23 protein-coding genes are annotated in these 24,531 nt (G+C 73.6%); 14 read left to right on the top strand and 9 right to left on the bottom strand.

Annotated elements, in window-relative coordinates; translation table 11 throughout:
* Positions 1-141 precede the first annotated feature (141 nt).
* Positions 142-831, bottom strand: coding sequence for an ABC transporter ATP-binding protein (locus tag AB0L37_RS29060; RefSeq protein ID WP_365511675.1), 690 nt, complete (start codon positions 829-831; stop codon positions 142-144).
* Entirely contained in the window at positions 828-1,892 is a 1,065-nt protein-coding gene (locus AB0L37_RS29065; protein WP_365511677.1) for an FtsX-like permease family protein, read from the bottom strand. The genes AB0L37_RS29060 and AB0L37_RS29065 overlap by 4 nt, the downstream gene beginning before the upstream one ends.
* Before the next feature lie 136 nt (positions 1,893-2,028).
* On the opposite strand from AB0L37_RS29065, the gene AB0L37_RS29070 reads away from it, so the two are divergent.
* Positions 2,029-3,213, top strand: coding sequence for a sensor histidine kinase (locus tag AB0L37_RS29070; protein WP_365511680.1), 1,185 nt, complete (start codon positions 2,029-2,031; stop codon positions 3,211-3,213).
* Entirely contained in the window at positions 3,210-3,845 is a 636-nt protein-coding gene (locus AB0L37_RS29075; RefSeq protein WP_365511683.1) for a response regulator transcription factor, read from the top strand. Before AB0L37_RS29070 ends, AB0L37_RS29075 begins: the two co-directional genes overlap by 4 nt.
* A 137-nt stretch (positions 3,846-3,982) precedes the next feature.
* Here the strand turns inward: AB0L37_RS29075 and AB0L37_RS29080 are convergent, their stop codons facing one another.
* Entirely contained in the window at positions 3,983-4,597 is a 615-nt protein-coding gene (locus tag AB0L37_RS29080; RefSeq protein WP_365511686.1) for a universal stress protein, read from the bottom strand.
* Positions 4,598-4,698: 101 nt separating this feature from the next.
* On the opposite strand from AB0L37_RS29080, the gene AB0L37_RS29085 reads away from it, so the two are divergent.
* Complete coding sequence (locus AB0L37_RS29085) at positions 4,699-6,195, top strand: PLP-dependent aminotransferase family protein (RefSeq protein ID WP_365511688.1); 1,497 nt, start codon at positions 4,699-4,701, stop codon at positions 6,193-6,195.
* Between the two features lie 17 nt (positions 6,196-6,212).
* Here the strand turns inward: AB0L37_RS29085 and AB0L37_RS29090 are convergent, their stop codons facing one another.
* A complete protein-coding gene (locus AB0L37_RS29090) occupies positions 6,213-6,533 on the bottom strand; it encodes a DUF5955 family protein (protein ID WP_365511691.1) in 321 nt (106 codons plus the stop codon).
* 176 nt (positions 6,534-6,709) lie between these two features.
* Between AB0L37_RS29090 and AB0L37_RS29095 the strand changes: the two genes are divergently transcribed.
* Both AB0L37_RS29095 and aceB read left to right on the top strand, forming a co-directional pair.
* Positions 6,710-7,312: a nucleotidyltransferase family protein gene (locus AB0L37_RS29095; protein ID WP_365511694.1), complete on the top strand. Its 603-nt coding sequence runs from the start codon at positions 6,710-6,712 to the stop codon at positions 7,310-7,312.
* A 205-nt stretch (positions 7,313-7,517) separates the two neighbouring features.
* Complete coding sequence (gene aceB, locus AB0L37_RS29100; protein ID WP_365511697.1) at positions 7,518-9,140, top strand: malate synthase A; 1,623 nt, start codon at positions 7,518-7,520, stop codon at positions 9,138-9,140.
* 160 nt (positions 9,141-9,300) lie between these two features.
* Here aceB and AB0L37_RS29105 read toward each other — a convergent pair whose 3' ends face one another.
* Positions 9,301-10,206: a HipA family kinase gene (locus AB0L37_RS29105; protein ID WP_365511700.1), complete on the bottom strand. Its 906-nt coding sequence runs from the start codon at positions 10,204-10,206 to the stop codon at positions 9,301-9,303.
* A 103-nt stretch (positions 10,207-10,309) separates the two neighbouring features.
* Between AB0L37_RS29105 and AB0L37_RS29110 the strand changes: the two genes are divergently transcribed.
* The 3 genes from AB0L37_RS29110 (at position 10,310) to AB0L37_RS29120 (ending at position 13,687) form a co-directional block, all read left to right on the top strand.
* A complete protein-coding gene (locus tag AB0L37_RS29110) occupies positions 10,310-11,530 on the top strand; it encodes an FAD-dependent monooxygenase (RefSeq protein ID WP_365511702.1) in 1,221 nt (406 codons plus the stop codon).
* A gap of 154 nt (positions 11,531-11,684) precedes the next feature.
* The gene (locus AB0L37_RS29115; RefSeq protein ID WP_365511705.1) at positions 11,685-12,953 is read left to right on the top strand and encodes a VWA domain-containing protein; all 1,269 of its coding nucleotides are present in this window, start codon (positions 11,685-11,687) and stop codon (positions 12,951-12,953) included.
* Positions 12,953-13,687 (top strand): hypothetical protein, encoded by a 735-nt coding sequence (locus AB0L37_RS29120; protein ID WP_365511708.1) that lies wholly within the window; start codon positions 12,953-12,955, stop codon positions 13,685-13,687. Before AB0L37_RS29115 ends, AB0L37_RS29120 begins: the two co-directional genes overlap by 1 nt.
* 130 nt (positions 13,688-13,817) lie before the next feature.
* On the opposite strand, the gene AB0L37_RS29125 is transcribed toward AB0L37_RS29120, so the two are convergent.
* Entirely contained in the window at positions 13,818-14,390 is a 573-nt protein-coding gene (locus tag AB0L37_RS29125) for a helix-turn-helix domain-containing protein (RefSeq protein ID WP_365511711.1), read from the bottom strand.
* A gap of 80 nt (positions 14,391-14,470) precedes the next feature.
* Here AB0L37_RS29125 and AB0L37_RS29130 point away from each other — a divergent pair, with 80 nt between their 5' ends.
* Genes AB0L37_RS29130 through AB0L37_RS29140 form a run of 3 tightly spaced genes read left to right on the top strand, consistent with a single transcriptional unit; the run spans position 14,471 to position 16,843 of the window.
* Positions 14,471-15,679 carry a pyridoxal phosphate-dependent aminotransferase gene (locus tag AB0L37_RS29130; protein ID WP_365511714.1) on the top strand — a complete coding sequence of 403 codons (1,209 nt, stop codon included), beginning with the start codon at positions 14,471-14,473 and terminating at the stop codon, positions 15,677-15,679.
* A 41-nt stretch (positions 15,680-15,720) separates the two neighbouring features.
* Positions 15,721-16,380, top strand: a complete 660-nt coding sequence (locus AB0L37_RS29135) for a C39 family peptidase (protein ID WP_365511717.1) — start codon at positions 15,721-15,723, stop codon at positions 16,378-16,380.
* Between the two features lie 4 nt (positions 16,381-16,384).
* Complete coding sequence (locus AB0L37_RS29140) at positions 16,385-16,843, top strand: hypothetical protein (RefSeq protein WP_365511719.1); 459 nt, start codon at positions 16,385-16,387, stop codon at positions 16,841-16,843.
* Here AB0L37_RS29140 and AB0L37_RS29145 read toward each other — a convergent pair.
* Both AB0L37_RS29145 and AB0L37_RS29150 read right to left on the bottom strand, forming a co-directional pair.
* Entirely contained in the window at positions 16,840-18,153 is a 1,314-nt protein-coding gene (locus AB0L37_RS29145; RefSeq protein WP_365511722.1) for an SWIM zinc finger family protein, read from the bottom strand. The genes AB0L37_RS29140 and AB0L37_RS29145 overlap by 4 nt on opposite strands.
* On the bottom strand, positions 18,150-20,996 hold the full coding sequence (locus AB0L37_RS29150) for a DEAD/DEAH box helicase (RefSeq protein ID WP_365511724.1): 2,847 nt from the start codon (positions 20,994-20,996) through the stop codon (positions 18,150-18,152). Before AB0L37_RS29150 ends, AB0L37_RS29145 begins: the two co-directional genes overlap by 4 nt.
* 139 nt (positions 20,997-21,135) lie before the next feature.
* Here AB0L37_RS29150 and AB0L37_RS29155 point away from each other — a divergent pair, with 139 nt between their 5' ends.
* Positions 21,136-21,729, top strand: coding sequence for a histidine phosphatase family protein (locus tag AB0L37_RS29155; protein WP_365511727.1), 594 nt, complete (start codon positions 21,136-21,138; stop codon positions 21,727-21,729).
* 82 nt (positions 21,730-21,811) lie between these two features.
* Positions 21,812-22,441, top strand: a complete 630-nt coding sequence (locus AB0L37_RS29160) for a hypothetical protein (RefSeq protein ID WP_365511730.1) — start codon at positions 21,812-21,814, stop codon at positions 22,439-22,441.
* Positions 22,442-22,462: 21 nt separating this feature from the next.
* Here the strand turns inward: AB0L37_RS29160 and AB0L37_RS29165 are convergent, their stop codons facing one another.
* Entirely contained in the window at positions 22,463-23,314 is an 852-nt protein-coding gene (locus tag AB0L37_RS29165; RefSeq protein WP_365511733.1) for an SDR family oxidoreductase, read from the bottom strand.
* Between the two features lie 105 nt (positions 23,315-23,419).
* Here AB0L37_RS29165 and AB0L37_RS29170 point away from each other — a divergent pair, with 105 nt between their 5' ends.
* Entirely contained in the window at positions 23,420-24,310 is an 891-nt protein-coding gene (locus tag AB0L37_RS29170; protein ID WP_365512017.1) for an AraC family transcriptional regulator, read from the top strand.
* The last annotated feature ends 221 nt before the right edge of the window (positions 24,311-24,531 follow it).

The following is a 24,531-nucleotide window of genomic DNA, read 5'->3' on the forward strand; positions in this document are numbered from 1 at the left end:
GTCGCGCAGTTCCCCGCGCCCCTGAGATGCGCACCTTCGGTGCGGCATCTCCCCTATGAAGGCTGCGCGCAGCGCATGCCTTTAGGGGCGCGGGGAACTGCGCGACCAGCCCCCACTCACGCGCACCCGGCACACACACGCTCACGGCGCAGACGAGACCCCGGCCTCGGCCAGACGCCCGTCCACCATTTCGACGACCCGGTCGGCAACCCCCAGTGCCCCCCGATCGTGCGTGACGAGCACCGTCGCCGTCGACCGCTCCCGCGTCAGCTCCCCCAACAACGCCAGCACGGCAGCCCCCCGTTCATGATCCAGCGCACTGGTCGGCTCGTCGACGAGGAGAACGCGCGGCTCGTTCATCAGGGCCCGCGCGATATTGACCCGCTGCCGCTGCCCCCCGGAGAGCTGATGCGGACGCCGGTGCGCCTGGCCGGCCAGACCCACAGCGTCCAGCAACTCCCGTGCCCGCTCCCGGACGTGACGGTTCCTGCGGCCGTCCAGGTGGGCCATCACCTGGAGTTGCTCCTCTGCGGTCAGCGACGGCAGCAGGTTCGGCTGCTGGAAGACGATGCCGACGGCGCGGCGCCGCAGCCGCGCCGCGTCGGCCCGGCTCAGCCCCCTCACCTCGCTCCCGTCGACGATCACCCGCCCGCTGTCCGGAGTGACCAGCGTCGCGGCGACCGCGAGCAGGCTCGACTTGCCCGAGCCCGACGGTCCGACGACGGCCGTCAGCCGCCCGGCGGGAACGTCGAGGCTCACCCGGTCGAGCGCGGTGAGCCGCCCCTCGCCGTCGGGGTAGGTCAGCGTGATGTCGTCGAGCAGGAGAGTCATCGGGCACTTCCGAGAGCGGTGAGCGGGTCGACGGCGGTGATCCGCCGGATGGACAGGGCGGCGCCGAGCACGCCGAGGACGGTCATCACCACGGCCGGGCCGACCGTGGTCAGCGGCTCCATCACGAAGGGCACGCTGTCCGGCACGAACGCCCCGATGAGCGCGGCGAGGCCCGTGCCGAGGGCGGTTCCGCCGACGAGCATCAGGACGGCCTGCCCGAGCGCGTCCCGCAGCAGGTAGCCGGTCGACGAGCCGAGGGCCTTCAGGACGGCGATGTCACCGCTGCGCTGGATCGTCCACACGGTGAAGAAGGCCCCTATGACCATCGCCGAGATGACGAACAGGAACCCGCGCATCAGTTGCAGCGAGCCGTTCTCGGCCTGGTAGGACCCTATGGCGGACAGGGCGCCGTCGACGGTCGTGGTGTCGGTGCCCGCGGCCCGGTCCGCGGCGGCCAGGTCGGCGCCGGAGCCGGTGGTCAGCGCGACGACGGTGGCGCCGTCCGAACCGGTCAGGGACTGCCAGTCGCCGAGGTCGGTCCAGACGACGGGCGTGTGGCTGTAGGAGGCGTCACCCGAGACGGCGCCGACGGTGAGCGGTGCGCGTCCCCCGAGGTCGACCTCGTCCCCCGGCGAGGCACCCAGTTCGTCGGCCGCCTTCTGCGACAGCACGACGGTGCCGGGGCGCGTGGCGCCCGGCGCGATCCCGGAGTCCGGTCGCACGCCGAACACGGAGACCGCGGCGGTCTGCTCACCCGCCTCCGCGTTGACGGTGCCGATGCCGAGCGGCTGGGCGCTCTCCACACCCGGCTGCCCGGCCAGCTCCCGCCACTGCTTCGGCGTGACGGCCGAGCCGGTGAAGGACACCGACTGGCCGTCGGCGGGGCGGGCGAACGCGATGTGGTCGGCGGGCAGCCCGGTCAGCGCGGACGTGTTGTCCCGCGCGAGCCCGGCGGTCAGCCCCGAAAGCAGCCCCACCAGCAGCGTGATCAGTACGATCACGGTCCCCATCAGGGCGAATCTGCCCTTGGCGAACCGTAGGTCTCTCCATGCGACGAACATGCGGTCCACCCTGCTGCCCCGGGGCCCGCGCGGGCATCGCGCCACAGCACGGTTCACCCGTATCGAAGGGTGGGTGTCCGTTTCAACCTTTCGGTTGACCGGCCCGCGCGCTCCGGTCCGTACGCTGGTGAACGGTATGGATCCACGTTCGCTCACCCCCGTCCTGCGCGTCCTGCGCCTGTGCCTGCATCTGCTGATGGCGGGGCTGCTCGCGCTCGTCGTGGCCCGGGCCGCCTCCGGACGCTCGGCCGAACCGGCCGGCGCGGTCGTGACCGTCGCCGTACTGCTCGGGGTGGTCTACGCGGTGGGGCCGCTGCTGCCCGCGGTCCGCTCCTCGCGCGCCGGCGCCGCCTGCTGGCTGGCCGTGCTCGGCGCGGTCTGGGCGGTGCTGCTCGTCCTGTCGCCGGACGGTCTGTGGCTGGCGTTCCCGCTCTACTTCCTGCTGCTGCATCTGCTGCCCGCCCGCTGGGGCGTCCCGGCCGTGGCGGTCGCGGCGGGCGCGGCCATCGCCTCGTACGTCGGGCACGACGGGACGGTGAACCCGGGCGCGTTCATAGGTCCGCTGCTCGGTGCGGCCGTCGCCGTGGCGACCGTCCTCGGCTACCAGGCGCTGTACCGGGAGAGCGAGCGGCGGCGGCAGCTCATCGACGAGCTGATCGCCGCGCGGGCCGAACTCGCCGACGCGGAGCGCGCCGCGGGCACCCTCGCCGAGCGCGAACGGCTCGCCCGCGAGATCCACGACACCCTCGCGCAGGGCCTGTCCTCGATCCAGTTGCTGCTGCGCGCGGTCCAGCGCGACCTGCCCGCGGGGTCCCCGGCGGCCACCCACATCGAGCAGGCCAGGGCCACCGCGCAGGACAACCTCGCCGAGGCGCGCCGCTTCGTGCGCGCCCTCGCACCGCCGGACCTGGCGCAGGGTTCGCTGGCGGCGGCCCTGGAGCGGCTGTGCGCGACGGCGCCCGGCCTGACCGCCCGTTTCTCGACGAGCGGCACCCCGCTCGCGCTGCCCACCCCGTACGAGGTGGCACTCCTTCGGATCGCCCAGTCGGCGCTCGGCAACACGCTGCGGCACGCGGACGCGGGCCGTGCGGAGATCACCCTCAGCTTCATGGAGACCTCGGTGACCCTGGACGTGGTGGACGACGGCCGCGGCTTCGACCCGGACCGCGCCGTGTCCGGCGACGGCGGCTTCGGGCTGCCCGCGATGCGTTCGCGGGTACGGGAGCTGGGCGGCACGTTCGCCGTCGAGTCGGCGCCGGGCCGTGGCACGGCCGTCGCGGTCACGCTGCCGCTGCCGCTGCCCGCCGGGGGTGCCGCGTGATCCGGCTGCTGCTCGCCGACGACCATCCCGTCGTACGGGCCGGTCTGCGCGCCGTCCTCGCGGCCGAGCCCGACTTCGAGATCGTCGCGGAGGCGGCGTCGGCGGAGCAGGCCGTCGAACTGGCCGGCGCCGGCGGCGTCGACGTCGACGTCGACGTCGTCCTCATGGACCTGCAGTTCGGCGCGGGCATGCACGGCTCGCAGGCCACCGCGCTCATCGCCGCGCTGCCCGACGGGCCCCGGGTCCTCGTCCTGACCACGTACGACACCGACGCGGACATCCTCGCCGCGGTGGAGGCGGGCGCCGCGGGTTACCTCCTCAAGGACGCGCCGCCCCAGGAACTGGCGGCGGCCGTCCGCACGGCCGCCTCCGGCCGCTCGGCGCTCGCCCCTGCGGTGGCGCTCCGCTTGATGGACCGGATGCGGGCTCCTGCGGAGGCTTTGAGCCGGCGTGAGCTGGAGGTGCTTCAGCTGGTGCGGGACGGGTTGTCGAACGCGGACATCGCTCGGGAGCTGTTCCTCAGTCAGGCCACGGTGAAGTCCCATCTGGTGCACGTGTACGCGAAGTTGGGGGTGGACTCGCGTACGGCCGCGGTCGCCGCGGCTACGTCTCGGGGCTTGATGCGCCCGTAAGGGGCGCGGGGCTGCGACATTAGCGGCTCCGCCGCGGGGCGCGGCCGGCCACCGAAAAGCCGCAGTCGCGTCTGCTCATCGACCGAGCAGACGCGACTGCGGCATTTCCGTGGCTGAGCGCGCAGTTCCCCACGCCCCTAGGCGGCGAAGTCCCTCGGGCGGATCTGACGTAGGGCCCTGAGATCCGCGCGCCGCAGCGGACGGACCGGGACCGTCAGGACCGGGCAGACCGCTCGCCTGCGCACATGGCGCTCGACCGCGCCGCGGCGGGACCGGGGGCGGGCGCCCAGGACCAGGAGGTCGGACGGGTGGTCGGCGAAGGTGAGGAGCGCGGGGCCGGGGCGGTCCCGTATCACCCGGAGGGTCACGTCGAGGTCGGCCGGGACCCCGCCGAGCGCCTCGTCGAAGGATCCCGTCAGCTGGGCGCGAGCCGCGTCGAACCACTGGCGGGCCCACGCCCGGTCCGGCGAGCGCGCGTACAGGGACTCTCCCTCGGGCGGCTCCCAGGCCGTCACCGCGACGAGCGGCATACCGGAGCGCCGGGCCTCGGCGACGGCGGAGCGCAGCGCGGCGACGCTCGCCGGGGAACCGCTGACGCCGACCACGACGCGGCCGTCGCGGTCCGGTATCGCCGTCGGTACCAGCGTCCGGCGGCGGCGCATCCCCCACGCCCGCATCCCGTCCCCGCCCTCCGCGCGGCGTTGCAGCGCGCGCTCGTCCCGGTCGCTGAAGCCACTCCTGTCGGCGTACATGCCGTGCCTCCTCGTTCCCACCCAGGCCACTTTCGCGTCGGCCGTGTCCGAGTCTGTACGCTGATTGGCCTGGACAGCAGGGCCAATATCGGAGATGTGGCATGGCGGCAGACGCGGTGGTCCGCAGCATGGACGGCAGGGGCGGACGGAGCGGCACGGGCCAGGGGCTCGGCAGCCGGCGGCTCGCCGATCTCGTGGCGGGGGTCGCCGGCGCGCGGCCCGGCTACCGCGCCCTCGCGCAGGGCGTGCGCACGCTGCTGCTCGACGGGCGGATCGCACTGCGCGTACGGCTGCCCGCGGAGCGGGAGTTCGCGGCGGCGCTCGGGGTCAGCCGGGCCACCGTCACCTCGGCGTACGACCTGCTGCGGGAGAGCGGGTACGCACGCAGCCGCCGCGGTTCGGGGACGTGGACCGAGCTGCCGGAGGGGGTGCGGCCCACCGTCGTGGCGACGCCCGCGGCCGGTGACGACGTGATCGACCTGGCGATCGCGGCGCCGGGCGCGCTCCAGGAGGAGCTGTCGGCGGCGTACGCGGCCGCCGCCCCGGACGTGGCCCGGCACGCGGCGACCCCCGGGTACCACCCGTTCGGCCTGGAGGAGCTGCGCGCGGCGATCGCCGAGCGGTACACGCGGCGCGGCCTGCCGACGCTGCCCGAGCAGATCCTGGTCACGAGCGGCGCGCAGCAGGCGGTGTCCCTGACCCTCAACCTGCTGGGCAGGGCCGGTGACCGGATCGCCGTGGAGAACCCGTCGTACGCCAACGCCCTTTCCGTGATCCGGCAGTTGGGGCTGCGCACGGCGCCCGTGCCGGTGACCGACGACGGCTGGGACATGGACCTGTTCGCGGCCACGCTGCGGCAGTCGGCGCCCCGACTCGCGTATCTCATCCCGGACTTCCAGAACCCGACGGGCCGCCTGATGCCGCAGGAGCAGCGGCGGCAGCTGATCTCCGAGGCCCGTGCCACCGGCACCTGGCTGGTCGTCGACGAGACGGTCGCGGACATCGCCCTGGACACGCCGACGCCGCCGCCGTTCGCCTCGCTCGCCCCGCACGGCGGGGGTGAACAGATCGTCACCGTGGGCTCGTTGAGCAAGGGGCACTGGAGCGGTCTGCGGATCGGCTGGGTGCGGGCGGGCACCCGCCTGATCACCGAGCTGACGGCGCTGCGGGTGATGGCCGACATGTCGGGCTCGGTCCTCGATCAGCTGGTGGCGGTCCAGCTGCTGGCCCGCGAGGAGGAGGTCCTGCGCCGCCGGCTCCCGCTGCTGCGCGCGCAGCGGGACCATCTGGCGGACACGCTGGCGCGTGAATTCCCGTCCTGGCGCTGGGCGTTGCCGCCCGGCGGCCTCTCCCTCTGGGTCGACGTGGGCCGCCCGCTCGCCTCGGCACTCGCCGGAGCCGCGCTGCGGCACGGGGTGCGGATCGAGGGCGGTTCGCGGTTCGGCGCGGACCCGGGCACGTTCGAGCACCGGCTGCGCTGGCCGTACACGCAGCCGACGGATGTCGCCGAGGAGGCGGTACGCCGGGTCGCGGCGGCGCTCGACGGCGGGCTCGGCGCGGCGGGCGACACGCCCGGGCGTCCGCACTGGGTGGCGTAGGCCGCCCCTGTCGTCGGTCAGTCCCGTCCGGGCTGCGGTCCCCCGAACAGCTCGACGGCGCCCCGCACCTGGGCCAGGCCCGCCGCCAGGGCGCTCACCGAGCCGATGGCGCCCGCGATCAGCAGCAGCGAACGCCGCAGCCGCGGCACCTCGGGCGCGCCGCCGCTCGCCATGGCGTCGAGCGCCGCGAGTTCGTCCTCGGCGATGCCCCGGTCCGGGAACTCGGCCGGGTGGGCGGCGAGTTCACGGCGCAGCCGGGACACGGCGGTGCGCAACTCCGTCACCCGCGGGTCCTCGTCGCTGCCCGTCACAAGCCTCTGCTCCACGCTCCGCAACACAGCTCTCCCCCCTCGCACGTCGTTGTGCGCCTGTCGTACGCCCCGTGCCGTGCGGTGGTCAGTCGCCCAACCGGGGTTTGTGGGCGCCCAGTTAACGCCACGACGGCTGTTGTACGCCAGTCCGTTGCGTAAGGCAACTTAAATCCCGGGAGCCCCGGGTGCGGTATGCAGGGGGCATGACGACGACAGGGACGAACGGGGTCGCGGGCCTGCTGCTCGCCGCCGGCGGCGGGCGGCGCCTGGGCGGCCGGCCGAAGGCGCTGCTGCCCCACGCGGGCGGCCTTCTGGTGGAGCACGCGGTACGGATGCTGCGCGCGGGGGGATGCGGTCCGGTGCACGTGGTACTCGGGGCGGCGGCAGCCGACGTACGGGACCGGGCCTCGCTGGAGGGGTGCACCGTGGTGGAGAACGCGCACTGGGCGCAGGGCATGGGCTCGTCACTGCGCGCGGGCCTCGACTCGCTCGCGGGCACGGACGCGCCGGCCGCCCTGGTGCTGCTCGTGGACCAGCCGGGCATCGGCGCCGAGGCGATCACCCGCGTACGGGAGGCGTACCGCTCTCCTGCGTCCCTGGCGGCGGCCGCGTACGACGGGGAGCGCGGGCATCCGGTGCTCTTCGGGCGCGACCACTGGGCGGGGATCGCGGCGAGCGCGGACGGGGACCGTGGGGCGCGGGCGTATCTCAAGGAGCACGCGGACGCGGTCGGGCTCGTGGAGTGCGGGGACGTGGCCGAGGCGTACGACATCGACACCGAAGCCGATCTCAAGCACCTTCGGTGAAGGGCGTGGCACTCAGCGCCACGGTCTGTCGACCCGGAGAATCTCGACATCAACAAACCATTGAACTTCCACAATGAGGAAACTAGTATCCACTGATCAGAAGGGCCGGTCCCCGTTGGCGGGGCCGGCAGCCGTACCCGGACGCCCCGGCACCCGGTGCCACGGCCGCCACCGCTCGTTCGCTCGCTGAAGGAAGTGACAGCTCATGTCCGCACCAGCGCCGTCCCCGCTGGCCATCGTCGACGCCGCGCCCCTGCCCCGGCAGGACGAGGTCCTCACCGATGCGGCACTCGCCTTCGTGGGCGAGCTGCACCGGCTGTTCACGCCGCGGCGTGACGAGCTGCTCGCCCGCCGCGGTGAGCGCCGCGCCGAGATCGCCCGCACCTCCACGCTCGACTTCCGCCCGGAGACCGCCTCGATCCGCGAGGACGACACCTGGAAGGTCGCCGAGGCCCCGGCCGCCCTGAACGACCGCCGTGTCGAGATCACCGGCCCCACCGACCGCAAGATGACGATCAACGCCCTGAACTCGGGCGCGAAGGTCTGGCTGGCCGACTTCGAGGATGCCTCGGCCCCGACCTGGGAGAACGTGATCGGCGGCCAGCTGAACCTGACCGCGGCGTACCACCGCTCCATCGACTTCACCGACGAGCGCACCGGAAAGTCGTACGCGCTCAAGGACGCGAGCGAGCTCGCCACCGTCGTGATGCGCCCGCGCGGCTGGCACCTCGACGAGCGCCACCTCGTCGACGCCGACGGCAAGGCCGTCCCCGGCGCGCTCGTCGACTTCGGTCTCTACTTCTTCCACAACGCCAAGAAGCTCATCGAGCTCGGCAAGGGGCCGTACTTCTACCTCCCGAAGACGGAGTCGTACCTGGAGGCCCGCCTCTGGAACGACATCTTCGTCTTCGCGCAGGACTACGTCGGCATCCCGCAGGGCACCGTCCGCGCCACCGTCCTCATCGAGACGATCACGGCCGCGTACGAGATGGAGGAGATCCTCTACGAACTGCGCGACCACGCCTCCGGGCTGAACGCGGGCCGCTGGGACTACCTCTTCTCCATCGTCAAGAACTTCCGTGACGGCGGCCAGAAGTTCGTCCTGCCGGACCGCAACCTGGTGACGATGACGGCCCCGTTCATGCGGGCCTACACCGAACTCCTCGTCCGCACCTGCCACAAGCGCGGCGCGCACGCCATCGGCGGCATGGCGGCCTTCATCCCGTCCCGCAAGGACGCCGAGGTCAACAAGGTCGCGTTCGAGAAGGTCCGCGCCGACAAGGACCGCGAGGCCGGCGACGGCTTCGACGGCTCGTGGGTCGCGCACCCGGACCTGGTCCCGATCGCCATGGAGTCCTTCGACAAGGTGCTCGGTGAGAAGCCGAACCAGAAGGACCGCCTGCGCGAGGACGTCTCCGTCGCCGCCGGTGACCTGATCGCCATCGACTCGCTCGACGCGAAGCCCACGTACGAGGGTCTCGTCAACGCCGTCCAGGTCGGCATCCGCTACATCGAGGCGTGGCTGCGCGGCCTCGGTGCCGTCGCGATCTTCAACCTCATGGAGGACGCGGCCACCGCGGAGATCTCGCGCTCGCAGATCTGGCAGTGGATCAACGCGGGGGTCGTCTTCGAGAACGGCGAGACGGCCACGGCCGAGCTGGCCCGCAAGGTCGCCGCCGAGGAACTGGCCGCCATCAAGGCCGAGATCGGGGACGAGGCCTTCGCGGCCGGCAAGTGGCAGCAGGCCCATGACCTGCTGCTCCAGGTGTCCCTGGACGCGGACTACGCGGACTTCCTGACGCTGCCGGCGTACGAGCAGCTGGGCTGAGTCTGCGATTCGGCTGACGGCCTGTGGGGGCTGGTCACGCCGTTCCCCGCGCCCCTGAGATGCGCACTTCGTGCGCCATCTCAGGGGCGCGGGGCTGTGTCATCAGCGGCTCCGCCGCGGGGCGCGACCAGCCACGACGCGCGCCGCAGCCGAACACGGGTCACCCCAGGTGCACGGACCAGTCCTGTTCGGCCCCCGGCTTCCCGTGCAGATCGGGCACCCGCTTCAACCACGCGGGCCGCCCCTTCTCCATCGCGGCCGCCCGCCTCGCATCCGCCGCCGCCAGCTCGTCCCGCGACGGAAAGTCCGTCGGCAGCCACGCCGCGGACGAACGGGCCCGGGCCAGCAGATACCCCACGTACGCGTCCCGCGCCTCCCCCGGCGTCGCGAAATCCGTCAGCCACGCGTCCGGGACGAGTGCGACGACCTCCCGCAGAAGTTCCTCGGTGACCCGCGGAGCGAGCTCCGCGTCGGCCGCGCGGGTGTCCGGCCCGTACCCGCCCAGTGCATGGTGCTTGAAGTCGTACGCCTTGTCGGGCGCGGCCACCTGCCACCGGTGGTGGAAGACGAGCGCGGCCCCGTGGTCGATCAGCCACAGCCGCGCCGGCGCGGTGCCGAACGTCGGCCAGACCATCAGGTTCGAGCTGTGCACCGTCCGGTCGACGTTGACGGTGAGCGCGTCGAGCCAGACGATCCGGCCCGCTTCGAGCGGGTCGACGGGGAACGTCTCGGCGATCTTCGGCGTGAAGTCGACGGCGCCCGGCAGGAAGTCCATCCCGAGGTTGAGGCCGGCGCTGGCGTGCAGCAGGTCCTGGACCTCCTGGTGCGGTTCGTCGGCGGCGACGGCCGGGTCGAAGTGGGCGAGCACCAGCTCGGGGAAGCGCAGGCCGAGCCGGCGCGCGAGCTCCCCGACGATCACCTCGGCGACCAGCGCCTTCACGCCCTGCGCGGAGCCGGTGAACTTCAGGACGTACGTGCCGAGGTCGTCCGCCTCCACCACACCGGGGACCGAGCCTCCGGTGCGCAGCGGGTTCACGTAACGGACGGCAGTCACTTCGCGCAGCACGTCAGCAACTGTAGATCAGCGGGTGCGGACGAATCCTGCCGGTTTCCTGTCCGGCGGCGCCCCGCGCTGGGAAGATCCCTGCGATCACCGAGAGGGAGTGGACATGGATACGGGGACGGCCGGAGCTCGCGTCGCGATCGTCGGCGGCAGCATCGCGGGGTGCGCGGCGGCGCTCGCGGCACGGCGGGGCGGCATCGACGCGATCACCCTTTACGAGCGGGCACCGGGTGCGCTCGGTGAGCGGGGCGTGGGGGTGGCGCTGCACAACGACCGGTACGCGGAGCTGGCGGCGGCCGGGTACGTGGACGCGGGGATGCCGTGGATACAGATGGCGGTGCGGCGCTGGTACGTGCGGGGCGGCGGGGGTCCGCTGGGAAGGGAGCTGTGGGAGACGCCCTTCCCGTTCCGCGCGTACAACTGGGGTCCTTTGTGGCGGGAGTTGAGACGCCGGGTGCCCGCCGGCGTGGACTTCAGGACCGGTGCCGAGGTGGACGCGGTGACGGCGGGCCCCGACGGTGTGACGGTGCGCGCGGGCGGCGCCGAGCCGGAGCTCTTCGACCTGGTCGTCGGGGCCGACGGCTACCGGTCGGTGGTGCGGGCCGCCGCCGGCGGTGACACACGGCCCGAGTACGCGGGGTATCTCGCGTGGCGCGGCGCGTTCTCCGTGGACCGGCTGGCCTCGCCGAAGCTGTGGGCCGAGGACGAGTGCGCGTACGTCGTCTTCCCCGGCGGGCACCTGGTCGTGTACCGGATCCCGGATCCGGAGACCGGCGGACAGCGCGCCAACTGGGTGCTCTACACGGCACCGCCGCCCGGCCACGACGCGGCGCTCTCCTCGCCGACGAGCCTGCCGCCGGGTTCCGCGCCACAGCCGCTGCGGGACCATCTCGCGTACGTGGCCGATGAGTTGCTGCCGCCGTTCTGGGGTGACCTGGTCCGCACGACGACCGCCGACGAGCTGATCCTGCAGCCTCTGTACGACTTCACGGCCGCCCGGTACACGGCGCCCGGGATGCTGCTGATGGGCGATGCGGCGACCGTGGCGCGGCCCCACACGGGCGCCGGTTCGGTGAAGGCGCTGCAGGACGCGACCGCGCTGGAGTCCGCGCTGTCCTCGACCCCGACGCTGACCGCCGCGCTCGCGGCGTACGACGCGGCGCGGGCGCCCGTGGGCCGAGTGATGGTGGGGCTCGGCCGCCGGCTGGGCGCGGACATGGTGACGCGGACACCGGACTGGGGCTCCTTCGACACGGCCGGACTCTCCGCGTGGTGGCAGGGTCTTGAGGGCGTGCAGGCCATCGGCGGACGCGGCCTGCGGTCCTGACGGGTCCCCGCGCAGGCACATGGCGGATCTCACGCGACGGCGCGGCCGTACGGGGGCGACGTCGCCCAAGTCCCGTACGGTCCGCGCCGGCTGACAGGGGCTCGGCGTCGGCCTCCGTTTGGTCCCGACGGGTCTTGATCCATAGGATCCGCCGATGATCACAAGAAAACGGCTGGCGGCGGGCACGTGTGCCCTGCTCGCCACCCTGGCCCTGGGCGGCCTGTCCCCCGCCCAGGCATACGCGGACGAGACGGACGGACCCGCCCCCAAGGTGGAGCTCGTCCTGGACGTCAGCGGCTCCATGCGCGCCCGCGACATCGACGGCGACTCCCGGATGGCCGCCGCGAAGCAGGCGTTCAACGAGGTACTCGACGCGACGCCCGAGGACGTCGAGCTCGGCATCAGGACGCTCGGCGCCAACTACCGCGGCGACGACCGCAAGACGGGTTGCAAGGACACCCAACAGCTGTACCCGGTGGGCCCGTTGGACCGCACGGAGGCGAAGACCGCCGTCGCCACGCTCCAGCCCACCGGCTGGACGCCGATCGGCCCCGCCCTGCTCAAGGCCGCCGACGACCTCGGCTCCGGCGACGGCACCAAGCGCATGGTCCTCATCAGCGACGGCGAGGACACCTGCCAGCCGCTCGACCCGTGCGAGGTGGCCCGTGAGATCTCCGCGAAGGGCATCGGGCTCACCATCGACACGCTGGGCCTGGTCGCCGACGCCAAGACCCGCGAGCAGCTCTCCTGCATCGCGGACGCCACCGGCGGCACGTACACCTCGGTGCGCCACAAGGACGAACTGACCGACCGTGTCGGCCAGTTGGTCGACCGCGCCGCCGATCCGGTGGTCACGCCGGTCGCCGTCGACGGCGCCGCGCAGTGCGCCGACGCGCCGCAGCTCAAGCCGGGCCTGTTCACCGACCGCGAGAAGTTCGGCGAGCACCGCTACTACCGGGTGGACGTCGAGCCCGGCAAGGAGCTGCGCGCCTCGGTGAGCGTCGCGGCCGACCGCGCCGTGAACCGGGACTACGGCGTGCTGCTGCGCGCCGTCACCACGCACGGGCGGGAGATCGTGCGCGGTCAGGAGTCCGGCGACGGACGCACCGACGTGATCTCCACAGGGCTGCGCTCTCCCAAGCCCGAGCAGTCGGGCGACGATGACGAGGCGCAGCCGGAGACGGTGTGCCTCCAGGTCTCGAACTCGTACTCCGCGCCCGCGTCCGTGAAGACGACGCCCGGACTGCCGGTCGAGCTGACGGTCGACGTCGTCGACGGCCCGGACAACGCGTCCGACGTGGCGTCGTTCGGCCTCGGCCACGGCTGGTGGCTGCTGGCAGCGCTCGTCGTGGTCGGCTTCCTCGCGGGTGTCCTGTGGGGCTGGATCTCGCGCTGGCGCATCGCTGTCTGGAGGACCAACTGATGCGAGTTCGCAGCTTTTTGACGGGGGCTCTGCTGAGCCTGGGCGTGCTGGGTTCGCTCGCCGCCGGTCCGGCCGTGGCCGACTCCGGTGACGACGAAGGGAAGGCGCCGACCGAGGCGGGCACGTCGTTCCGTACGGCGGCCGCGTTCGAGCAGGGCCAGAAGGCGACGGCGCACGCGTCGACCGGCGACTACCTGTACTGGTCGTTCCCGGCCGACTCCGGACAGCGCCCGACCGTGACGGCGAGCGTCGAACTCCCCGAGGCGCAGGCCCGGCACGGCGAGCAGACCTGGCGGATCGACGTGTACGACGGGCTGCGCCGCCGTCAGTCGTGCCAGTACGGGACGCAGGCGCGCACGGTGGCCGCGGACGCGGCGCGGGTCGACCTGGCGTGCACGCTGCGTACGGTGCGGGCCTGGTCGGAGCCGTGGGCCAACGATCCGCTGCCCGGCCGCTATTACGTGCGGCTGACCGTGACGGCGCTGGACGACGCGGATCTGGGTCTTCCGGTTTCGGCGTCGGCGTCGGCCACGTCGAAGGAGATCGGCGGCGCCGCGGCGGTCGACGGTTCGCTGTCGACGCCCTTGGGGGTGGCGGGCGATGACGGTGACTGGTCGTCGGGCTGGTGGACGAGTCGCTGGCTGTGGACCGGGGCCGGCGCCATCCTGGCTGCGCTGGCGGGTATCGGGGGTTACGCCTTGACGCGCGGCTCGGGCCGGCCGGCACGGGCGTAGCGGGGCTTGCGGGTGCGCCCCGTCAGGGGCGCGGGGAACTGCGCGCCCAGCCACGACGGCGGCGCACCCGCAACAAACCCATCAGCCCCTACGGCGTGCGGCCCCGGGGCTCCGCCCCGGCCCCCGCTCCTCAATCGCCGGAGGGGCTTGATGTGCCGGAGTCGCTTGATTGGCTGAAGGGGCGCGAGGAGCCACGAAGATCAAGCCTGAGATCCGGCTCCCCCGCGAACTCCCCCTCCCCATACACAGGCTCACCCCCCACGCGCACGTGAAACACCCCCTCGTCGACCCGGACCTCCACAACCCCCGTCACCCCACGCCGCTCCAAATCCCTCCGCACCGGCAACGCCATCCAATGCGCCCGCACCGCATCCGTGGCCCGGCGCTCCGCCAGCTCCGGCGCCCCCCACTCCGCCAGCGCGTCGAGAACGGGCAGCAACTCCCGTCCACGCGGGGTGAGTTCATACACGTACACCGAAGCGGGAGCGGCAAGGCGGCGGCGGACGGTGAGGCCGTCGCGCTCCATGTCCTTCAGGCGCGTGGCCAGCATGTCCGTGCTGACGCCGGGGAGATCGGCGTGCAGGTCGGTGTAGCGGCGCGGCCCGGCGAGGAGTTCGCGCACGATCAGGAGCGTCCAGCGGTCCCCGACGAGGTCGAGGGCGCGGGCGGCGGCGCAGTACTGGTCGTAGCTTCGGCGTGGCATGGCTCGCAGTCTATGCAACTTGTTGGACTTTCCAAGCTCCCACTTGGTAAAACCAAGTACCCCAGCAAGGAGGCACGCACATGGAGTTCCGGCAGTCGAGCAAGCTGAGCGAGGTCTGCTACGAGATCCGCGGCCCGGTGATCGAGCACGCGAACGCGCTCGAGGAGGCCGGCCACAGCGTGCTGCGCCTGAACACCGGCAACCCGGCCCTGTTCGGCTTCGAGGCGCCGGAGGAGATCGTCCAGGACATGATCCGGATGCTCCCGCAGGCCCATGGCTACACGGACTCCCGCGGCGTCCTCTCGGCCCGCCGCGCCGTCGCCCAGCGCTACCAGCACCTCGGCCTGAACGTCGGCGTCGACGACGTGTTCCTCGGCAACGGCGTCTCCGAGCTGATCACCATGGCTGTCCAGGCGCTCCTGGAGGACGGGGACGAAGTCCTCATCCCCGCACCGGACTTCCCGCTGTGGACCGCCGTCACGACGCTCTCCGGCGGCAAGGCCGTGCACTACATCTGTGACGAACAGGCCGACTGGAACCCGGACCTGGCCGACATGGAGTCCAAGATCACGGACCGCACCAAGGCCGTGGTCATCATCAACCCGAACAACCCGACCGGCGCCGTCTACCCGAAGGAGATCGTCGAGGGCATCCTCGACCTCGCCCGCCGGCACGGCCTGATGGTGCTCGCCGACGAGATCTACGACCAGATCCTGTACGACGACGCCGTCCACCACAGCGCCGCCGCCCTCGCCCCGGACCTCGTCGTCCTCACGTTCTGCGGGCTCTCGAAGACGTACCGCGTCGCCGGGTTCCGGTCCGGCTGGATGGTGGTCACGGGCCCGCAGCAGCACGCGAAGAACTACCTGGAGGGGCTGACGATGCTCGCCTCCATGCGGCTGTGCGCGAACGCGCCCGCGCAGTACGCCATCCAGGCAGCGCTCGGCGGCCGCCAGTCGATCCATGAACTCACCGCGCCCGGCGGGCGGTTGCGCGAGCAGCGCGATAAGGCGTGGGAGAAGCTCAACGAGATCCCGGGCGTGAGCTGCGTGAAGCCCAAGGGCGCGCTGTACGCCTTCCCGCGCATCGACCCGGCCGTGCACAAGATCGTCGACGACGAGAAGTTCGTCCTCGACCTGCTCCTTCGCGAGAAGATCCAGGTCGTCCAGGGCACCGGCTTCAACTGGCCGCGCCCCGACCACTTCCGCATCCTCACGCTCCCGCACGCCGACGACCTCGACGCCGCGATCAGCCGGATCGGCCGGTTCCTGAGCGGCTATCGTCAGTGACCGACCGCCCGACCTTCGCAGTCGCCGCACCGGGAGCCCATGTGACGTCCAGCACCACCCGTCCTGCCCGTACCGCCTGCACTTCCTGCGGCTTCCCCAGTCATACGCAGTTCGCCTCCGCCGAGCTGGTCGGGGCGATCGTGGCGGGCGAGTTCGACCGGGCCGAGGACCCCGCGTGGCGGGAGTCCGGCGCGGCGACGGTGGAGGACTACGCCCGGTGGTGCGGGCACCTGTGCGGGGCGACGTGTCTGCGGATGGCGCTCGGCGGTGGTGGCGCCGAGGCTCCCTCGCTGTTCGAACTCCGCGACGGTGCCCTGAAGTTCGGCGCCTACACGGTGGACGCCGAGGGCGAGATCCACGGCATGATCTACGCGCCCGCCGTGGACTACGTACGGGACGTGCACGGTCTCGACGCGGCCGTGCACCGCTCGCTGACGGTCGAGGAGATCGGCGGCCTGCTCGACGCGGGCCGGGTCGTCATCGCCTCCGTCCACTACGCGATCCGCCGCCCGCACGACCCGGCGCCCGCGCGCAAGGGCGGGCACCTGGTGCTCGTGACCGGCCGCACACCGGACGGTGCGGGGTTCCACTTCCACAACCCGTCGGGCACCGACGCGGCGACGCGTACCGCGGATCTGCCGGTGACCCGGTTCGCCGACTACTTCGCCGGGCGCGGCATGTCGCTCACGCCGAAGGGCTGACCCGGTGGACGCCGCCCTCATAGCCGTGCTCGGCACGCTCCTCGGCTCCGTCGTCACGCACTACTTCCAGGGCCGCGCGACGGTGCGCAGCGCGGAACTGGCCCGCGCCGAGCAACTGCGCCAGGAGCGGATCTCCAGCTACAGCGCGTTCGCGGGCGCCGTGCACGACTACCGGCGCGGCCAGAACGACCGCTGGTTCCGCGCCCACGAGAACGCGCCGAACGCGGTCGTCGAGGCCTCCCGCTTCGCCTCGTACGAGGCACGCATCGCGGCCCGCGCCGCACTCGTCCGCGTCCAGCTGGTCTGCGACGACCCCCGGCTGCGCCAACTCGCCGACCAGGCCTTCGAGTTCACGCACTGTCTGCACGAGGCCACCGACGAGGCCGACCGTGACGAGCGGTCCCGGCGCGCCAAGGACACCCTGAACGCCTTCGTCGCGGCCGTCGCGCCGACCGTGCGCTAGTCGAACCCCGGGCTGTCGCCCAGGAGGGAGTCCAGCGCCGCCACCGGATCGGGGCTCGGCTCGCCGCGTGGCCACCAGTCCTCGCGGCCGGGGTCCGACTCGTAGCCGTACCACAAGCCGTCGCGGCCCAGGCGGAGTTGGAGCGAGGCGGTGGACAGGTGGTTGCGGCGGGGGCGGAACTCCGGGTGACCGGTGGCCATCAGGGACGGGCGGGCGCGGTCGAAGGGGCCGGCCGGCGGGTCCCACTCCTCCTCAAGGACCGAGAGCCCGTCGAGTCCGCCCTGCCTCCAGGCCGCGACCGCGCGGGCGAGGTCGCCGGGAGTGCGGCCGGTGCCGCGCGACAGCGAGGCGTACAGCGCCCGGGTCGCCGCCGTGAGGCCGGAGCCGGGGTGGGCGGCGGCGAGCCGGACCGCGTCCTGCCAGGGGGTGAGGCCCGCGAGCGGGTCGGTCCCCGTGGTCAGGAGGGTGTGGGCGCGGGCCGCCGCCTCCGTGGCCAGCAGGTCGAGGGCGAGCGGGTCGGGGGCGCCGGGTGCTTGCGGGTAGGACGGCGGGCGCTCGGGGTGGGCGGGCGCGGGGAACTCCGGTGGCAGGAACGGGAGTCGGTCCGTCGCCGCGAAGACCTCGCGGGCGGGCACCGTGTCCAGGGCCGGGCCCGACGCCTCGGTGCGCTCGGCCGCCGCATGCGTGGCGTTGCGCCGGGTCAGGTCCGCGAGCAGCTCCTGCTCGCCCCGGCCGCGCAGCAGGAACAGGACGAACGGGTCCTCGTCGACGAGCCGCGCCGTCTGGTAGCAGAGCGCCGCCGCGTGCTTGCAGGGCTCGGCGCGGTCCGGGCAGCTGCACTCCGGGATGAGGTCGTCGACCACGGGCAGCAGGTCGACGGCGGCGGCGAGCGCGTGCGGCACGTCCTTGTCGAGCAGCGCCGCCATGTGGTCGGGGCGGGCCGCGGCCGCCTCCAGGAAGCGGTCCCAGTCGGCGTCCGAGAGCGTGCGCAGCCGCAGTTCGGCCCGGTAGGGGCGGGGGCGGGAGCCGTGCACGTAGGCGACGACGCGGCCCGGGGTGACCGTGATCGCGTCCACGTGGCCGCGGTCAGCGTAGGCACGGCCGCGCGCGAGGCGGGCCTGGTCGAGGGCGGTGTCCTCCAACGCGTCCACCCACGCGTTCCCCCACCAGGTCAGGGCGAAGCTGCCGCCCGGCTCGGCGCGCGGCGGGAGCGGCGGGAACGTGCGGCGGGTGTCGAGGTGTCTGGCCCGCGCCTGCTCCCCCGAACGGGCGCGGCCCGGGATGTGGGGCCTTCGCTGCGGAGTGCTCATCGGGTCGCCTCCCTGCGCAGCGCGACGAGGTCGGACAGCTCCCGGTCGGTCAGCTCGCTCAGCGCTGCCTCACCGCCGCCGAGCACGGCGTCCGCCAACGCCCGCTTGGACGCGAGCAGTTCGGCGATGCGGTCCTCGACGGTGCCTTCGGTGATGAGCCGGTGCACCTGGACGGGCTGGGTCTGGCCGATGCGGTAGGCGCGGTCGGTGGCCTGCTCCTCCACCGCCGGGTTCCACCAGCGGTCGAAGTGCACGACGTGGCCCGCGCGCGTGAGGTTGAGGCCGGTGCCGGCCGCCTTCAGCGACAGCAGGAAGACGGGCACCTCGCCGGACTGGAAGCGGTCCACCATGCGCTCGCGCTCGGCGACCGGGGTGCCGCCGTGCAGCAGGAGGTGCGGGATGGTGCGGGTGGTCAGGTGCGTGGACAGGAGCCGGGCCATGGACACGTACTGGGTGAAGACGAGGACCGACCCACCTGACCCGTCCTCGGCCACGATCGTGTCCAACAGCTCGTCCAGGAGGGCGAGTTTGCCGGAGCGGCCGAGGAGCCGGGGGCGGGTCTGCTCGCCCTCCTTCAGGTACTGCGCGGGGTGGTTGCAGACCTGCTTGAGGGACGTGAGCAGCTTCATGATGAGGCCGCGCCGCCCGATGCCCTCCGCCGCCTCGATCTGCGCCATGGACTCGCGCACCACGGCCTCGTACAGGGACGCCTGTTCGCGGGTGAGGGGCGCCGGGTGGTCGGACTCGGTCTTGGGCGGCAGCTCGGGCACGATCCCGGGGTCGGACTTCTTGCGGCGCAGGATGAAGGGGCGTACGAGCCGGGACAGGCGCTCGATCGCCTCAGGGTTCTCCAGCGGGCCCTCGCCCTCGACGGCGCGCGCGTGCCGGGCGCGGAACGCCTTGAGGGGGCCGAGCAGTCCGGGGGTCGTCCAGTCGAGCAGGGCCCACAGCTCGGACAGGTTGTTCTCCACGGGGGTGCCGGTGAGGGCCACGCGCGCGGGGGCGTCGATCGTGCGCAGCGCCTTCGCCGTCGCGGAGTTGGGGTTCTTCACGTGCTGCGCCTCGTCGGCGACGACCATGCCCCAGGTGTGCGCCGCGAGCTCGGCGGCGCGGGTGCGCAGGGTGCCGTACGTGGTGAGGACGAAGCCGGAGCCGGCGTCCTGGAGTGTGCGGTCGGCGCCGTGGAAGCGGCGGACGGCGACGCCGGGCGCGAACCGCTCGATCTCCCGCTGCCAGTTGCCGAGCAGCGACGCCGGGCAGACGACGAGGGTGGGGGCGGGCCGGGCACGGCGCAGGTGCAGGGCGATCAGGGTGACGGTCTTGCCGAGGCCCATGTCGTCGGCGAGGCAGCCGCCCAGGCCGAGCGACGTCATGAGGTCGAGCCAGGCCAGGCCGCGCAGCTGGTAGTCGCGCAGCGTCGCGTGCAGCCCGGGCGGCTGCTCGACGGTGTCGATGCCACGGGTCAGGCGGTCGCGCAGCTCGGCGAGGCGCCCGGTGGGCACGGCGGCGACCCGCTCGCCGTCCACCTCGGCCTCTCCGGTGAGGGCGACGGCGAGCGCGTCGACGGGCTGCAACAGGCCCAGTTCGCGCTTGCGGGCCTTGCGTACGAGGTCGGGGTCGACGACGACCCACTGGTCGCGCAGGCGCACCACCGCGCGGTGCGACTCGGCGAGGACGTCCATCTCGCGCTCGGTCAGCGGATCGCCGTCGAGCGCCAACTGCCAGTTGAACTTGAGCAGTTCCTCGCTGTCGAAGAACGTCGTGCCGTCGGTGGCCGAGCCGGGCGCGGCCTGGGCACGGACGACGGCGGTCGCGGTGAGGGAGCGGGCCAGCTCGCGCGGCCAGTGCACGGTGACGCCCGCCCTGGCGAGCCGGGCGGCGCCCGGGCCGAGCAGGTCGATCAGCTCGCTCTCGGCGAGGGCGAGGACGTCCGGCACGTCCTGCTCCAGGAGGCGGCCGAGCGGCGGCCACGCGGCCACCGCGCGGCGCACCGCGAGCACCGCGTCGATCCGGGCGCGCGGGCCGAAGTGGTCGTCGGCCTCCCCGGCCCACAAACGGGCCGCGTCGACCACGCGCGTGGGGTCGGCGAGGCTGTGCACCTGGACGACTGCGGCCCCGGCGCGACGGGCTCCCGGGTCGTCGGCCGACTCGCTCTCCTCGGCCCCGTCGAACAGCTGGTGCTGGGCGAGGTCGAGGCGGAGCGAGATCCGCACGCCCGCGTCGAGCCCGGCCGCCGCCTCGACGGCCCACGGGCGGGCGTGCGGGATGTGCTGGGCCGCGGCGGCGGCGAACGGGGCGCCCGCGGCGTGGGCGGCGGCCGGGGTACGCGGCAGCGCGTCGGCGACCGCGTCCAGGAAGGCGCGGACCAGCGCCTCGGGCTCCGGCAGGCAGAGCGGCTTGCGGCCCGGCACCGGCGTCGCGTACCCCTCCGGGGGCAGGGCTGCGGTGATGCCGCGGATCTGCGCGATGTCGTCCTCGTCGAGCGGGCCCGCGCGCCAGGCGTCGTGGTCGGACGCCGTGAGCCCGGGCAGCAGCCGGCCGCGCGCGACGAGGTGCAGGGCGTGCGCGGCGGCGGCGCCCCAGGCGGCCGCGGCGGGGTGGGCTCCGCGGGTGCGGCGGGCCCGGACGAGCAGCGGCAGGGCGTCCACGACCGGCAGCACGAGCGCGGGCACGGTGCGGCTGCGCACGCCCGAGCCGTGCGCCCGTACGACGGTGATCTCCTGGTCGGCGCCGGGGAAGGCGCCGCCTTCCGGCGACCAGAACGCGACGCGTCCCTCGCGCGGCAGCGCGGCGGGCAGGAACACGGCGGCGGCGCTCGACGCGACGCCCGACAGCTCGGCCACGACGACGCCACCTCCCCTCTGCGATCTCCGGCCCTGTGGACGTCTACGACCTTACGGGGCAGGTCTGACAATCCTTGATCCGCGGCTCGGGGGACAATGATCACGGACCTGACCGCACCCTCATGAACAGGCGTGAACCTTGGGAGATCTCCTTCTCGTCCGGCACGGCGAGACCGCATGGGCACTGACCGGTCAGCACACCGGCCTCACCGACATCCCGCTGACCGAGAACGGGAAGGAGGAGGCGCGCCGGGTCGCACCGCTCGTCGGCAGTTACCACATCGGCGCGGTCTTCGTGAGCCCGCTCCAGCGCACCCGCGAGACCGCCGAGCTGGCCGGGCTCAAGCGGTACACCGAGGATCCGGACCTGCGGGAATGGGACTACGGCGCGTACGAGGGCGTGACGACGCGGGAGATCCAGCGCACCCGCCCCGACTGGTACCTGTTCGACGACGGCGTGCCGCCCGGGCCGCCCGAGCACCCCGGGGAGACCCCGGAACAGGTGGGCGCGCGGGCCGACCGGATGCTGTCCAAGGTCGACGCGGCGCTCTCCAACAACGAGGGCAGCGTCGTCCTCGTCTCGCACGGCCACTTCCTGCGGGTGCTCACGGCGCGGCGTCTCGGCCTGCCGCCGTCGGGCGGCTCCCACTTCCTGCTCGCGACGGGCACGGTGAGCCGGCTGAGCACCGAGCACGGCCGGCCGGTGATCTCGGGCTGGAACCTGCGGCCGTAGCCGTCCGGGACGGCGTTGTCAGTGCCGTCGTGCACCATCGTCGGCAGGGGTTTGCACCGGTCCCAGGCAACGGGGGTGTTCCATGACCAGACCGCCGACCGCCGCGCAGCGGCGCATCATCGACGCCGCGGATCCGGAGACGGGCCGGATCCGCGGCACCGAGACCCAGCTCGCGCGGCTCGTGGCGCTGAAGCTGGCCTTCCGCCATCCGCGGCCGCCGCACGACCACTTCCTGACGCCCGAGGGGCACCGGGTGCGCGAGGCCGAGCCGGAGCAGGCGCCGCCCGAGCAGCCCGCCGCGGCCGAGCCCGGCGGGGTGTTCACGGCGCTGCTCGGCGGTGAGCCCGGCGCCGTCGCCTCGCCCGCGCGGGCCCGCGAGGTGCGCACCGCCTGGCAGGGGCTCCTGGAGATACGCCGGATGACGAATCCGGACGGCGCGACCGACCGGCCGTGCGCCTGGGAGCGGGGCCGTCTCACGCATGCGGCGGCGCTCGCCCTGGAGGCGGCGGGCCGCGCCCCGGCGAGCGGCGAGAGCCCCGGCTACCGGGTCGCCGACACCCCGCAGCCCGAGGCCGTCGCCGTACGGCATCCCGACCCCGCCGAGCTCGCGGCCTGCGCCGAGACCCTGCGGGCCGCGGGGTGGCAGGTGAGCGAGCACCGGGAGACGAGAGGCGGCGGCCGGTACCTGCTGGCGTCCCCGCGGCGTACATGACCGGGCATCAGGGGGCAGGCGTCAGGCGAACACGGCGCGGTGGTCGCGGGTCCAGTCCTCGAAGGTGCGCGGCGGGCGGCCGAGGATCTGCTCGACGTCGTCCGTCAGGGTCGTGTTCCCGCCCGCCCGCACGAAGTCGAGGCCTTCCATGACACCGTCGGCGAACTCGTCCGGGATGCCGCTCGCGACCAGGAACTCCCGGGACTCGGCGCGGGTCAGTTCGCGCGCGTCGAGTTCGCGGCCGAGCACCTTGCCGACGATCGCCGTCATCTCCGGCACGGACAGCGGTTCCGGTCCGGTCAGGGTGTAGGTGCGGCCGTGGTGGCCGTCGCCGAGGAGCGCCTCGACGGCGACGGCAGCGATGTCCACCGGATCGATCACGCTCTGCCGACCGCCGCCGTACTGGTCGGGCACCGGGCGGGACTCCTTGATGTGCGACGCCCACCACAGGAAGTTCGAGGCGAACATGGTCGGACGGAGGACCGTCCACTCCAACGGCCCGTCGCGCAGGGCCTGTTCACCGGGGACGTGCCAGCCGCTGAAACTTCCGGTGCGCGGGTCCCCGGTCCCGATGGCGGAGAGCTTGACCACGCGGCGCACCCCGGCAGCCTCGGCGGCGGCGAGGAGCGCGCGGTCGTGGACGCCGGGCGCGGCGGTGCCCGGGGTGTTGACGAGGAAGACGGCGTCGACGCCGGTGAGGGCCGCCGTGAGCGAGGCCGGGTCGTCGTAGTCGCCGCGTACGACATCGGTGCCGGGGCCGAACGCGGCGCGGGCCGGGTCGCGGGTCATGGCGCGGTGCGGGACGCCGCGTGCGGCGAGAAGGCGGACTACTTCAGTTCCGATGGTGCCCGTGGCACCGGTGATGAGGATCATGCGTCTCAGGCTGCCGCCGCGCCCCGGGTACCGGATAGGAAATTCCGGCACGCCTGCGCAGCCCCGTACGGCCGCCGCGCTGGATACCGTGGGGCGGTGACCACGATGACCGAGCCTCCCCGTACGGATCTCGCACGGCAGTTGGCGATCAGGACGGCGGCCGGGGCCTCCCAGGTGCCGACGCGCCTGGTCGAGCCGCCCGCCGCGCTGCGACCGTGGATCAGCGACATCGGGGTCACGGAGCCGACACCGGAGGGGCCGCGGTCCGCCGCGCACATGCCGGACACGGCGGTGCGGCTCGTGCTGCGCACGCTGCCGGACGGCGGGAGCGACGCGATCGTGGTCGGGCCGCGGACCCGCGCCGTGTACAGCACCGGCAAGCGGCTGCCGCTCTGCCTGGACCTGCGGATCCGGCCGGGCGCCGCGCGCCCGCTGCTCGGGATGCCGGCCCGCGACGTGGTCGGCCGGATGGTGCCGCTGGCCGAACTGCCCGGCCCGACGACGACAACGGTGGCCCACGCCCTCGCCGAGCTGGGGGACGACGCGACGGAGGACGAGGCGCTCGCGGCGCTGGCGCGGGTACTGCCCCGCGCGTTCACGTCGTCCGCCCCCGTGGACCGGTCGCACGAGGCGCTGCTCCGGGCCGCGGTGGACGCCCTGTCGGCGCACCCGGACCGCCCGCGCGCGGCGACCGTCACCGAGGTGGCCCGCGAACTCGCCGTCAGTGAACGCCAGTTGCGGAACCTCTTCACGGACGGCGTCGGCCTCTCCCCCAAGCACTTCGCCCGCATCGAGCGGGCCAGGCAGCTCCTCGCGGAGGCCGCCGAGCGGGAACCGGCGCGGGTGCCGTGGGCGGGCCTGGCCCAGGCCACCGGGTACTACGACCAGTCGCACATGGCGGCGGAGTTCCGCGCGCTGTTCGGCGTGGCCCCGACGGCATTCGTCACGGGCCGCCTGCCCGCGGCCACCCCGTGCACGGCGGGCGCCGCCCGCTGACCCCGGCAGACCCTCGGGCTCCGCCCGCCGGAGGGACAACGCCGTGCCGGGCTCGTCGGGCCACTGCACTTCACGACGCTGTCCGGTCCACGGCTGTTGAGACGCGGACGGCGCGTGCCGCGCCGTCGTGCCTGAGCCCATCAAGCCCCTGCGGCGATTGAGCAGCGGGATCCGGGGCCGAGCCCCGCGGCCTCAGCGCCGTCGCCGGTCGAGATTCGGAT

The organism is Streptomyces sp. NPDC052225 (assembly GCF_040679615.1).
Classification (GTDB): Bacteria; Actinomycetota; Actinomycetes; order Streptomycetales; family Streptomycetaceae; genus Streptomyces.

Bases quoted from the DNA above. Each gene is read 5' to 3' on its own strand.
- AB0L37_RS29060 (WP_365511675.1), bottom strand. From the start codon at position 831: ATGACTCTCCTGCTCGACGACATCACGCTGACCTACCCCGACGGCGAG.
- AB0L37_RS29065 (WP_365511677.1), bottom strand. From the start codon at position 1,892: ATGTTCGTCGCATGGAGAGACCTACGGTTCGCCAAGGGCAGATTCGCC.
- AB0L37_RS29070 (WP_365511680.1), top strand. From the start codon at position 2,029: ATGGATCCACGTTCGCTCACCCCCGTCCTGCGCGTCCTGCGCCTGTGC.
- AB0L37_RS29080 (WP_365511686.1), bottom strand. From the start codon at position 4,597: ATGTACGCCGACAGGAGTGGCTTCAGCGACCGGGACGAGCGCGCGCTG.
- AB0L37_RS29085 (WP_365511688.1), top strand. From the start codon at position 4,699: ATGGCGGCAGACGCGGTGGTCCGCAGCATGGACGGCAGGGGCGGACGG.
- AB0L37_RS29095 (WP_365511694.1), top strand. From the start codon at position 6,710: ATGACGACGACAGGGACGAACGGGGTCGCGGGCCTGCTGCTCGCCGCC.
- aceB (WP_365511697.1), top strand. From the start codon at position 7,518: ATGTCCGCACCAGCGCCGTCCCCGCTGGCCATCGTCGACGCCGCGCCC.
- AB0L37_RS29110 (WP_365511702.1), top strand. From the start codon at position 10,310: ATGGATACGGGGACGGCCGGAGCTCGCGTCGCGATCGTCGGCGGCAGC.
- AB0L37_RS29115 (WP_365511705.1), top strand. From the start codon at position 11,685: ATGATCACAAGAAAACGGCTGGCGGCGGGCACGTGTGCCCTGCTCGCC.
- AB0L37_RS29120 (WP_365511708.1), top strand. From the start codon at position 12,953: ATGCGAGTTCGCAGCTTTTTGACGGGGGCTCTGCTGAGCCTGGGCGTG.
- AB0L37_RS29125 (WP_365511711.1), bottom strand. From the start codon at position 14,390: ATGCCACGCCGAAGCTACGACCAGTACTGCGCCGCCGCCCGCGCCCTC.
- AB0L37_RS29130 (WP_365511714.1), top strand. From the start codon at position 14,471: ATGGAGTTCCGGCAGTCGAGCAAGCTGAGCGAGGTCTGCTACGAGATC.
- AB0L37_RS29145 (WP_365511722.1), bottom strand. From the start codon at position 18,153: ATGAGCACTCCGCAGCGAAGGCCCCACATCCCGGGCCGCGCCCGTTCG.
- AB0L37_RS29160 (WP_365511730.1), top strand. From the start codon at position 21,812: ATGACCAGACCGCCGACCGCCGCGCAGCGGCGCATCATCGACGCCGCG.
- AB0L37_RS29165 (WP_365511733.1), bottom strand. From the start codon at position 23,314: ATGATCCTCATCACCGGTGCCACGGGCACCATCGGAACTGAAGTAGTC.
- AB0L37_RS29170 (WP_365512017.1), top strand. From the start codon at position 23,420: ATGACCGAGCCTCCCCGTACGGATCTCGCACGGCAGTTGGCGATCAGG.